General features: G+C 54.6%; 11 protein-coding genes. 1 reads left to right on the top strand and 10 read right to left on the bottom strand.

The window, feature by feature from the left end; genetic code table 11:
* Positions 1 to 15: 15 nt before the first annotated feature.
* The 5 genes from kdpA to MGLY_RS00760 all read right to left on the bottom strand — a co-directional run bounded on the left by kdpA (position 16) and on the right by MGLY_RS00760 (position 5156).
* Positions 16 to 1728, bottom strand: a complete 1713-nt coding sequence (kdpA, locus tag MGLY_RS00740) for a potassium-transporting ATPase subunit KdpA (protein ID WP_156271292.1) — start codon at positions 1726 to 1728, stop codon at positions 16 to 18.
* 13 nt (positions 1729 to 1741) lie between these two features.
* Positions 1742 to 1828: a K(+)-transporting ATPase subunit F gene (kdpF, locus tag MGLY_RS18680; protein ID WP_156276072.1), complete on the bottom strand. Its 87-nt coding sequence runs from the start codon at positions 1826 to 1828 to the stop codon at positions 1742 to 1744.
* A gap of 417 nt (positions 1829 to 2245) precedes the next feature.
* Positions 2246 to 3649, bottom strand: a complete 1404-nt coding sequence (gene hydG / locus MGLY_RS00750; protein WP_156271293.1) for a [FeFe] hydrogenase H-cluster radical SAM maturase HydG — start codon at positions 3647 to 3649, stop codon at positions 2246 to 2248.
* A 138-nt stretch (positions 3650 to 3787) separates the two neighbouring features.
* Positions 3788 to 4843: a [FeFe] hydrogenase H-cluster radical SAM maturase HydE gene (gene hydE / locus MGLY_RS00755; protein WP_156271294.1), complete on the bottom strand. Its 1056-nt coding sequence runs from the start codon at positions 4841 to 4843 to the stop codon at positions 3788 to 3790.
* A gap of 58 nt (positions 4844 to 4901) precedes the next feature.
* The gene (locus MGLY_RS00760; protein WP_156271295.1) at positions 4902 to 5156 is read right to left on the bottom strand and encodes a TM1266 family iron-only hydrogenase system putative regulator; all 255 of its coding nucleotides are present in this window, start codon (positions 5154 to 5156) and stop codon (positions 4902 to 4904) included.
* 344 nt (positions 5157 to 5500) lie between these two features.
* Here MGLY_RS00760 and MGLY_RS00765 point away from each other — a divergent pair, with 344 nt between their 5' ends.
* The gene (locus MGLY_RS00765) at positions 5501 to 5971 is read left to right on the top strand and encodes a hypothetical protein (RefSeq protein ID WP_156271296.1); all 471 of its coding nucleotides are present in this window, start codon (positions 5501 to 5503) and stop codon (positions 5969 to 5971) included.
* Between the two features lie 88 nt (positions 5972 to 6059).
* Here the strand turns inward: MGLY_RS00765 and MGLY_RS00770 are convergent, their stop codons facing one another.
* The 5 genes from MGLY_RS00770 to MGLY_RS00790 all read right to left on the bottom strand — a co-directional run bounded on the left by MGLY_RS00770 (position 6060) and on the right by MGLY_RS00790 (position 11462).
* Positions 6060 to 7142 carry a 6-phosphofructokinase gene (locus MGLY_RS00770; RefSeq protein ID WP_156271297.1) on the bottom strand — a complete coding sequence of 361 codons (1083 nt, stop codon included), beginning with the start codon at positions 7140 to 7142 and terminating at the stop codon, positions 6060 to 6062.
* 120 nt (positions 7143 to 7262) lie between these two features.
* Entirely contained in the window at positions 7263 to 7682 is a 420-nt protein-coding gene (locus tag MGLY_RS00775) for a hypothetical protein (RefSeq protein ID WP_156271298.1), read from the bottom strand.
* A 49-nt stretch (positions 7683 to 7731) separates the two neighbouring features.
* A complete protein-coding gene (locus MGLY_RS00780; protein WP_156271299.1) occupies positions 7732 to 8757 on the bottom strand; it encodes a uroporphyrinogen decarboxylase family protein in 1026 nt (341 codons plus the stop codon).
* A gap of 24 nt (positions 8758 to 8781) precedes the next feature.
* A complete protein-coding gene (locus MGLY_RS00785) occupies positions 8782 to 9945 on the bottom strand; it encodes a sugar ABC transporter permease (RefSeq protein ID WP_156271300.1) in 1164 nt (387 codons plus the stop codon).
* Positions 9945 to 11462 carry a xylose ABC transporter ATP-binding protein gene (locus MGLY_RS00790; protein WP_156271301.1) on the bottom strand — a complete coding sequence of 506 codons (1518 nt, stop codon included), beginning with the start codon at positions 11460 to 11462 and terminating at the stop codon, positions 9945 to 9947. The genes MGLY_RS00785 and MGLY_RS00790 overlap by 1 nt, the downstream gene beginning before the upstream one ends.
* Between the last annotated feature and the right edge of the window lie 66 nt (positions 11463 to 11528).

Raw genomic sequence — 11528 nt, forward strand, 5'->3', positions numbered from 1 at the left:
ACTTTCCCCCTTGCCTTAAAAAGCCTTACCCGCCAGCATCAGCAGCTGTTCCACCACCGGCCCCAGGGCCAGGGCCGGGAAAAAGGTCAGAGCGCCGACGATGAGTACCACCGCTGCCAGTAAACCGGTGAACAGCAGGCTGGTAGTCTGGAAAGTTCCTGGTCCCGGCGGCACGGCTTTTTTCGCCGCCATACTGCCGGCGATGGCCAGGACCGGCAGGATGACGCCGAAACGGCCGATAAGCATGGCCAGGCCAAGAGCGATGTTATAAAAGGGTGTATTGGCGTTTAAACCGGCAAAGGCGCTGCCGTTATTGCCCGCCCCCGAGGCAAAGGCGTAAAGGATTTCATTCAGGCCATGGGGGCCGGGATTTAAGATGGAAGCCGTGCCGGCCCTGGTTGCGGCCGCCAGGCCGCTGCCCAGCAATATGGTCGCCGCCGGGATGAGCACTGCCAGGGTGGCCATCTTCATCTCCCGTGTTTCGATCTTCTTACCCAGGTATTCCGGCGTCCGGCCCACCATCAGGCCGACGATAAACACCGTGAGGATGACAAAGACCAGCATCCCGTACAGGCCGGAGCCAACCCCGCCAAAGACCACTTCCCCCACCATCATCTGCAGCATGGGGATAAGCCCTCCCAGGGGTGTCAGGCTGTCGTGCATGGCGTTGACGGCGCCGCAGGAAGCGGCGGTAGTTACAGTTGCAAAAAGAGTAGAGTTGGCGATGCCAAAGCGGACCTCCTTCCCTTCCATGGCCGTGGGGCCGCTCACGCCCAGGGCGCGGAGGGTGGGATTACCATAGTGTTCGCTGCCGTAAACTACCCCCAGAGCCAGGACAAAAAGGAGTAGCATGGCGGCCAGGATGGCCAGGCCCTGGCGGCGGTTACCTACCATGTGGCCGAAGGTCACGGTCAACGCCACCGGGATGACCAGGATGGCCAGTATCTCCAGCAAATTGGTCAAAGGTGTGGGGTTCTCGAAGGGGTGGGCGGAGTTGGCGTTAAAGAAACCGCCGCCGTTGGTGCCCAATAGTTTAATGGCTTCCTGGGAAGCCACGGGACCCATGGCCAGGGTCTGGCGGCCCCCTTCCAGGGTGGTTACCGTCAGGTAGGGGCTCAGATTCTGGATAACCCCCTGGGACACCAGGACCAGGGCAAAGAGCAGGGAAAGGGGTAATAGCACCCAGAGGATGCCCCGGGTGAGATCCACCCAGAAGTTGCCGATGGTCTTAGCCGACCGCCGGGCCAGGCCGCGGGTCAGGGCAACGACAACAGCGATGCCGGTGGCGGCGGAAAGGAAGTTCTGCACCGTCAGGGCGGCCATCTGGGTAAAGTAGCTCATGGTCCTCTCGCCGCCGTAGGCCTGCCAGTTGGTATTGGTCATATAACTGGCGGCAGTATTGAAGGCCAGGTCCGGGGGTACGGCGCTGAAATGCTGGGGGTTGAAGGGCAGTACACCCTGGAGGCGCTGGATCAGGTAAACAGCAACTATGCCCAGGAAATTAAACACCAGGAGGGTGGCAGCGTACTCGCGCCAGTTCATCTCGCGGCCGGTATTCACTCCCGCCAGGCGGTAGATCAGCCCCTCCAGGGGTTTAAATACCGGGTCGAAAAGGGTCCTTTCCCCGCTAAAAACCCGGGCCATGTACCTCCCCAAGGGTACAGCCAGGAGCAACAACAGCAACAGGTACAGGATTATTTGCAGGATATCCGTATTTATTGCCGCCATCTGTCACCCCACCCTAGAGCTCCTCGGCCCGCATCAAGGCATAGACCAGATATACCAGCAATGCCATGGCAACTAAACCACCGAGAATAAAATCAAACATAAACCATCCTCCCCTGCCGCTTTATTTTACCCCGGGGTGAAATTCCCGCTTACATTTTCCCGCTTCTCCTGAACCTTTATCCTTCACTGTTGCTTTTCTCTCCCTCCCCTGCCTGCTATCTCCGGACATTCCCAAAACCTGGGTCGGGAGTGGGTAAAGCAGGCGGCCATTGCCCCAGGCGTTCCAGGTTCACTTTTTCTTAGCCCGGTTTCATGGTGCGCGGTGGTGGCGCCGACCTCCGTGCAGGCTTATTTTATCTCCGCTGGTGATCAATTAGGTGTCAAGAAACAATGGCGGGGAGTAAAAAAAATATAAAGACGAAGGCAAAAGAAAAAGCCGCTTAACGCGGCCTGAAATGATAAAAACCCCCTGCCGTCAGAGGGCAGGGGGGTAAAGCGCCGGTTGGGGGTAGCGTTACTAGAAATATAAATCCCTTTCGCCGGCGGCGATGCGCTCCAGGCGGCGTTCGGTTTCGGCCCGGATAGCCGCATTTGGTATCTGAGCCAGGTGCTCCCTGATGGCCGCTTCCCCTGCTTCCCGGGTGGCCGGCCCGGCGTAGTCCAGCAGGTATTCTTTAAAGGTCAGGATGGCGTTGGGCTGGCATACATGCTGGATCTCGCCGGTTTTGGCCAGGGCCATGAAGCGGTCGCCGGTGCGGCCGCGGCGGTAGCAGGCCGTGCAGTAGCTGGGGAGATAGCCCCGCCGGCAGAGGTCACCTATCACCTCATCCGGGTGGCGGTGGTCGCCGATTTCAAACTGGGGCACATCGTCGCCGTTCTCAGTATAGTGGCGGCCGTAGCCGCCGACGCCGGTGCAGGAACCGGCGCTGAGCTGGGAAATGCCTAAAGCCAGCAGTTCCGTCCGCAGCTCCGGCGTCTCCCGGGTGGAAATGATCATGCCGGTATAGGGCACGGCCAGGCGAATAATGGCTACTATCTTCTTAAAGTCCTCATCGTTAACCAGATAAGGGAAATTATCCAGGCTAATACCGTAAGCCGGCCGCAGGCGGGGAACGGAGATGGTATGCGGCCCGACGCCGAAGGTTTGCTCCAGGTGCCGGGCATGGTAGAGCAGGCCCATAACCTCAAATTTATAATCGTAGAGGCCGAAGAGGACCCCCAGGCCCACGTCGTCAATGCCCCCCTCCATGGCGCGGTCCATGGCCGTAGTGTGCCAGTCGTAGTCCGCTTTAGGGCCGCCTGGGTGCATGTAGGCGTAAGACGGCCGGTGGTAGGTTTCCTGGAAAAGGATGTAAGTGCCGATGCCGGCGGCCTTCAACTGGCGATAGGCGTCCACGGTGGTCGCTGCGATATTGATATTGACCCGGCGGATGTTGCCGCTGGCCTCGGTGATGTGGTAGACGCGGTCGATGACCTCCAGGACGTAATCCAGGGGGCAGTGCACCGGGTCTTCTCCCGCCTCCAGGGCCAGGCGCTTGTGCCCCAGGGACTCCAGGATGCGTACCTCCCGCTCCAGCTCCGCCGGTTCCAGGCGGCGGCGTTCAAATTTGTTGTCCCGCCGGTAGCCGCAGTAGCGGCAGTTGTTAACGCAGTAGTCGCTGAAGTAGAGGGGGGCAAAAAGAACCATGCGCCGGCCGTAGATCTTTTCCTTTATTTCCCGGGCGGCGGCAAACATCTGCCGGCGCACACCTGCATCATCACTCTGGAGCAGAACGGCCACCTCGTAGGGCTCCAGGCCTTGGGCTTCCCGGGCCTTGGCGACAATGCGGGCAGCCTCATCTATCGTTGCCCGTTTGGCTTCTTCCAGGTAACCTTCTATCTCTTCATGATCGATAAAGCCGGCATGATAACCGCTTTGCATGGAAATTGCCTCCATCCAGTTTAATAATACTTAAGCCTATATCCGGGTTCTCCCCGCTTTCTCTCCGCTTTCACTCCGTTTTATGAACTTTTGTTAAATAAAGTGATACTTAAAATTAAGACTCCCGGCTGCCGCCGGTCACCGGGCCGGCAAGGGCTTCAAGGTGTGTCCCGGTCCCCGCCCCAGCCGCCTCCCTAAGGCGCGCACCATGCCTTCCAGGCAGTGGCGGCAGTCTTCCGGGCCTTCGTTGACGCAAATCTTATTGGGGTAGATCTGGTAATCAGCCCGGTAGCGGGTCGGGGTCAGGTTAGGCATGATGACGTTCGCCCCCCGCTGCAGGGCCAGCTGGCGCCCGTTGGGAGCCAGGGTGCCCACCGCGGTGGTAGCCGGCAGGTGGGCATAGGGGATAACTAGCCTGGCAGTGGCAATCACCCGGTAGGTCAGATCTAGGCTGCCGGCCGGTTCTCCCGCCAGGGGCGTTGCCGGGTGGGGGATAAAAGGACCCAGGCCTGCCATTTCCACGTCCAGCCGCCGCAGGAGGATTAAATCATCGGCCAGGTCGGCCAGGGTCTGGCCCGGCAGGCCGATGATGTTCCCCGAGCCTACCTGGTATCCCAGTTCCCGCAGCCACAGGAGGCACTGGCGGCGTTCCTGCCAGCTCATACCGGGGTGGAGGCAGGCGTAGAGAGCGGCATTGGCCGTCTCATGCTTCAAAAGGTAGCGGTCGGCCCCGGCCTCCCGCCACAGGGCGTATTCATCCCGCCTCCTCTCCCCGACGCATAAGGTTACGGCTACCCCCAGCTTTTTTATTTCCCTGATTATCCCGGCCAGGACCGGGCCTGTATACCAGGGGTCTTCCCCCGACTGGAGGACGATGGTCCCGTAACCCAGTTCCGCCCCGCGCCTGGCGACAGCGACAATATCTTCCGGCATTAAGCGGTATCGCTGTAACTTCGCGTTATCAGCGCGGAGGCCGCAGTAACAACAGTGGCGGCGACAGTAATTTGAAAACTCGATGACGCCGCGCAGGTGGACCTCGTCCCCGGCCACCCGGGCCCGGACGCCGTCCGCCAGCCGGTAGAGGGCCTCTTCTTCGGCGCCGGGGGCCGCGGCCAGCAGGTTTATAATGTCTTCCCTGGTGAGTTCTTCCCCAGCAGCCGCTCTTTCTAAACTGGCAGTAAATTCCGTTCGCACAGCCTACCTCTCCTCCACCGTCATCGATACGGAACCCATTCTCAAAGCCGCAGGTCCATTACTTCTCTTTCCCCGTCAGGGCCGCCCGTACTTTAACCCCTGGAAGGCTGCCCAGCTTTCCCGTCAGGGCGCCGATGGTATCGGTGGTCCCGTCCACAATCAAGGCGATGACGGCCACGCCCCGCTCCCGGTAGGGAATGCCCATGCGGCCTACGATGCAGTGGCCGTAATCGCTAAGGATGGCATTAACCCTGGCGGCAGTATGTTCGCGATCTTCGATTACTATGCCCACAACTCCCAGGCGGTTTTCCATCCATACCCTCCTTACCAGCCTTACCCATCATCGCCCGGTCGTGCCCTTTGATTCTGATAGCTGCCAGGCGACATTAACCAACCAAAAAACGCCTCCCAGCCTGAATAATCTGCTGGCAAGCGTTAGAAATAACCCCTCATGATAATCCCTCCTCCCCTGAGGCTCAGGTTGCCCCTTACCGCAGGATTAGTTTTTGCCGCCCTCCCGCACCGGTCTTTTAAACCCGTACGGTCAGGTTTGTTCTAGATCTATTTTGTACGATCATCAACAAAAATGCAACAAAATCTTTTGCAGGTTTTTTTGGGTCAATGTAGAAATAGATAATCAATAGGCATGCGATTGGTATGCATAATCATATTCAGATTAATGAAAGGAAGATTATCATGGAAGAAATGCTAAAACAAATCCTCGCCGGCCAGCAAGAGATTCTTGCCACTTTACAGCAGCACAGTGAAATTTTAAACCAGCACAGTGAAATTTTAAACCAGCACAGTGAAATTTTAAACCAGCACAGTGAAATTTTAAACCAGCACAGTGAAATTTTAAACCAGCACAGTGAAATTTTGCATCAACATAGCCAGCAACTGGAGGACTTGCAAAAAAGGCAGTTAAAAATCGAAAACCGCCTTGATAACGAGATCGTACCAAAAATTAATGCCCTTTTTGATGCTTTTGAACTTAGAGGAGACCAGATCGAGAAGCTCCAAAAACATTTCGATGAACGCCTTGATGTTATTACCATGGATGTGAATTTTTTAATGGGTAAGACCGCCCGCATGGATACGGCCCTTGTGGAAATGAGGCGGGCAAAATAGGAGTGCCCCCACACCCGGCGCGCAGAAGCCCTTTTAAATCTCCTTTTTAAGCCCTTTCTAGGGCGGCGGGGTCTGGACCATTAGGTTATCATTCTCCGAAGCTGATCCCTATCGCCCGCGCCGTGGTCAGGAGCTGGTGGTCCAGAGGGATGGTCCGGGGCTTGCCGACGGCTTCCTCTAGGGATACGTGGGTGATGGCGTTGCCCTGCAGGCAGACCATAACGCCGTGGAAGCCCTGGACGGCCAGCTCTGCTGCCGCCACGCCGAAGCGGGTGGCCAAGACCCGGTCGTAGGACGATGGCGAGCCGCCCCGCTGGATATGGCCCAGGACGGTCACCCGGGTTTCAATGCCGCTCTTTTCTTCGATTAGCTTCCCTACCAGCTGGCCGATGCCGCCCAGGCGCACCCTCTCCACGCTTCCTTCCACCTGGCGCTGGACCACCAGTTCGCCTTCCGGCGATTTAGCCCCCTCGGCGACAACGACGATGCTGAAAGGTTTACCTTCCGCCCGGCGGGCTTCTATTTTTTTCAGCACCCCTTCAATCCGCCAGGGGATTTCCGGTATCAGGATCACATCGGCCCCGCCGGCCAGGCCGCTGTAGAGGGCAATCCAGCCGGTATAGCGGCCCATGAGTTCCAGGACCATGACCCGGTGATGGGATTCGGCTGTGGTATGTAGCTTATCCAGGGCCTCGGTGGCCGTCCTCACCGCCGTGTCGAAGCCGAAGGTCTGGTCGGTGGCCGCCAGGTCGTTGTCGATGGTTTTGGGGATACCGATTACCCGCGCCCCCTTAGCCTTGAAATCCCTGGCCCCGGCCAGGGTACCGTCGCCGCCCACTACCAGCAGCACTTCGATGCCCATTTGCTCCAGGCGCGCCACGGCCTTATCCGACATATCACGGTAAGTAACCTCACCGTTTTCTTTAATGGGAAAATAAAAGGGATTGCTGCGGTTGTTGGTCCCCAGGATGGTGCCGCCCCGGTGCAGGAGGCCGGAGATGGCCGGCGGGTCCAGTTTGATATAACGCCCTTCCACCACCCCGGTATAACCGTCGAGAAAACCGATCATTTCGTAACCATGGCTATTGGCCGTTTTTGTTGCCGCCCGGATGACGGCATTGAGGCCGGGGCAGTCACCGCCGCCGGTAAGGATACCCAAGCGTTTGGGCAAGGTTATTGCTCCTTTCGTTTTTTATCATGTTAGCAATTTGACAGCCTGGATGCAAGGGGTTAGTAAATTCATGTCATGCCTGCCGGCAAAACATTCCCCCGTTTATGATCTGAAGTTTGTTTACCTGCTCTGCCAACTGGCCAGGATGACCTCGATTTGTACCGGTGTCAACCGGGCATAACGGCTGTTGTCCACGCTCGTATCCCTATTTTCCACAATAAGCATCTTTGTTACCCGCTCGGTAAGCACCCAGTGCCAGACGCCCTGCCTGACATTATATACCTTGCCCGGCTCCATCCAGGTACAGTAAACTTTCCCCGGCGCATCATCACCATCGGCCACGATAAGTAACCCTTTCCCGCCCACGAGCACAAAGACTTCATCGGTAAGCAGGTGTTTCTCGATCTTCCCCAACGCCTCCGGGCGAAACTCCGGCGCGTCGTTGAGCAAGGCCACCCGCCAGGCGCCGAAATATATTACCGGCCTATAACCTTCGCCTGCATGGCTTGCTACCTGGAGCATTTCTTCCAGTACAGTCACGTTATGTTCCCCCCTATGCGCTTTACCTTTCTGCTGTCTATCTTTCCGGTTAGCTGGCTATAATTTGCTCCCGCGTTATTTCTTTCGGTACCCGGCATAAGGCCAGCAAATTCTCAGGCGGGGTGGCCGCAGGCACTTCGCAGCCCGGGCTGAGGATAAAGGGATGGCCGGCGTCCTGGATACACTGGTAGGCGGCCCGGCGAATTTCTTCCGGCCTGCCCTGGAGCAGGACCGCCACCGGGTCCACGTTGCCGCAGATGCAGATCTTATCGCCAAAATGTTCCCGGGCCAATTTTAGATCTACCATCCAGTCCAGGTCAATAATGTCGGCACCGGTTTGTGCCATAAATGGCAATAGGTTGGTGGTATTGCCGCAAATATGAAGCTTTACTTTCGCCCCGGCGGCGTGAATGCCCTCAATTAGACGCTGTTCATAGGGTAAAACTACTTCCTCGTACATGAGGGGAGAAACCAGAGAAGCGGCCGCATCGCCGATACCGATCAGGTCGGCTCCCGCTCTGACCTGCTCGCGGGCAAAATTGAGGCCCGCCCTTAAGGTTATCTCCAGCAACTCCTTAACCATTTCCGGGGCATCCATAAGATCCAGCATTAATTCCTGGACACCCCGCAGGTCGGCCGCCTCGGCGAAGGGCCCTTCCACCCAGCCGACAATCGGCACCTCGCTGCCTATTTCCCGGCGGAAATACTCTATAGCTTGCAGGCGGTCCCGCATTCGCCGGGCCGTGCGCGGGTCGGGCTCTTTTAGATTGACCATTTCCTCCAATTTTTTTAACAGGTGCTCCCTCATTACCGGGACACCCTCTTCCGGGTATTCAAATTGAGTACCAAAGCCCTCCGTTTCCCGGAATGGATCGGAAATGACCATAACCATATCAAAGTCAAAATCTCGCCAGCTACGCAGATAACTTTCCACCAGCACCCGGTAATCAAGGTAATAATCGCGATAAGTTTTTCCATAGTAATGGGCCGCGAAGGCCATCAAGATTGGCGCTACCGGTAACCGGTCAATCTCTTTACCGTCCAGTAAACCCATGACTCTTTGATAGGCGTTCAACTAAAAGTCCCCTCCACTTTTTTATCAGCTGGTAATGCTTTTCTGTTTGGTACTTGTATCAAGCCATACTGCCAGGATAAGAATTAACCCCTTTAACATTTGCTGATAAAATACCTCTACGTTCATAAGACTCATACCGTTGTCCAGGCTGGCCATAACCAGAGCACCGACAATGGCCCGCGGGACGGAACCAATTCCACCGGAAAGGCTGGTACCGCCTATAACTGCAGCCGCGACGGCGTCTAATTCGGCCCCCAGCCCCGCCGAGGTAGTAGCTGCGTTCAACCGTGCCGTAAGGATAATGCTTGCTATAGAAGCAAAAAGTCCGGATACAACAAAAAGGATAAAGGTAATTTTTTCAGTATTAATACCTGACAACCTGGCAGCCTCCTGGTTGCCACCCATAGCGTAAACATAACGACCAAACTGGGTTTTGGTGGTGATAAATGTTAGTAGAATGGCCAAACCCAATACAACCAGCACCGGGATGGGCACACCCTCATACTGGTTCATGATTAGGACAAAGGTGAATATCAGGCCGCAATAGAGTATCAATTTTAAGAGAAATGCCGGTGGTGTCTCAACCTTAAAACCGTAGCGTATTCTCTGGCGGCGACCATTAACTAACAAAAAGATAACAGCAATTATACATATAACCGCCAGGGTGAGACTTATAGAAGGGGACAGGTACCCCTGGCCTATTACCTTAAATTCTTTACTTAAAGGAGCAATAGTGTTGCCGTGGGTTATACCTAACAAAGCACCACGAAAGATCATCATACCGCCCAAGGTAACAATAAATGCCGGTACTTTCTTGATAGCTACCCAGAAACCCTGCCAGACACCAATGATAATTCCGGTGGCCAGGGCAACTACAATTGACGCCAGCGGGTCCCAGCCAAAATTTACATGGAGAATGGCTGCTATGGCCCCTGTAAAGCCCATTACTGAACCGACTGAGAGATCTAAATGTCCACCGATGATCAACATCAGGACACCCATAGTTAAAATTGAAACCACCGCCATCTGCCTGAATAATAATGCAAGATTTCGCGGTGTTAAGTAAGTCCCCTCCGTTAGCAAATAAAAGATAACCCAGATGGCCACCAGGGCCGCAATCATGGTATAGGCCTGAATGTCAATGAGCCGGCTCTCTCCGATGCCTGTTCGCTTTAAAATTTTCGCCATTACCAATAACCTCCAGTGGCGCAAGCCATTATCTTTTCTTGAGTCGCTTCATCCCTCATAAATTCACCCACAAGGCGCCCCTTTTGCATGACCAGGATCCTATCGCACATGCCCATTATCTCCGGAAGTTCCGAAGATACCATGACGATGCCTACACCCTTACGCACCAGTTCATTCATAATATTGTATATCTCGTACTTAGCACCAACATCGATACCGCGGGTAGGTTCGTCTAAAAATAGCACTCTGGGATTGGTTAGTAACCAGCGCGCGAGAATAATTTTTTGCTGATTGCCGCCGCTGAGATTATTCACGCGGGTTTCCAGGGAAGGCGTTTTTATTCTCAATTCACGTACTTTTTCATTGCAAGCCTTAAACTCTTCATTAGAATTTATAATCCCATATCTGGCTATCCTGTTCAATCCGGCCAAGCTTATATTTTTCTGTACGCTTTGCTGCAATATCAGACCAAAACGTTTACGATCCTCAGAGACCAGCCCCAGGCCTAGCCTAATAGCATCGGCCGGAGAATTTATTCTGACCCTGCGCCCTTCCAGGTAAATCTCACCATGTTTGGTGCCCTTGATGGCCCCGAAGATACTCATAATAAGCTCTGTCCTGCCGGCGCCCATGAGACCAGCGATCCCCAAGATTTCGCCCCGGCGCACCCGAAAACTAACATTATCGACAACCGGCTTGTTTTTTTCCCAATCAAACACCGAGAGGTTTTTAACTTCAAAAACTGTTTCCCCGGTGTTAAATTTCTCTTTAGGGAAACGCTCAGTTAACTCTCTGCCAACCATCATTTTGATAATCTTATCCTCGGTTAAATCCTTTGTATCTTGGGTGGCGATGGTCTTACCATCCCGCAAAACCGTTATTCTATCGGTTATTCTCTTTACCTCAGACAGTTTATGGGAGATATAAATACAGGATACACCTTTTTGTTTCAGATTCCGCAGGATAGTCATTAGTTGCTCTATCTCTTTCTCTGTTAGCGCGGCAGTGGGCTCATCAAGAATAAGGATCCTGGCATTTTTTAAAAGGGCTTTGGCGATTTCGACTAACTGTTGCTGGGCTATGCCCAGGTCTTTAATTTTACTGTGAACATTGAGGTCAACGTGAAATTCGGCCAATAACTTCTGGGCACGGTGGTAGAGCTCATTATAGTTAATAACCCCTTTTTTATTCGGTTCGCCGCCTAAAAAGATATTCTCGCCAACATCCATTTCTTTGATTAATGTTAGTTCCTGATAGATGATGGCTATGCCGGCCTTCTCCGAATCTTTGACGCTGTGGAATTGTTGTACCTCTCCTTCAATAAGGATTTCTCCTTCGTAGCTCCCGTAGGGATAGACACCACTCAATATTTTCATTAACGTAGATTTACCTGCTCCGTTTTCCCCACATAGGCCGTGGATCTCGCCCCGCTTTACCAGCAAGTTAACGTCCTGGAGAGCCCTCACGCCTGGGAAACTCTTACTGATATTACGCATTTCGATTATATATTCTCCCATCTTTCCCCCTCCGGCTGTAGCATAATGGGAGCAGCGGCCGGCATCCATATGCAGATACCGGCCGTC

Origin of the sequence: Moorella glycerini, assembly GCF_009735625.1 — a bacterium.
Lineage (GTDB): Bacteria > Bacillota > DSM-521 > Neomoorellales > Neomoorellaceae > Neomoorella > Neomoorella glycerini.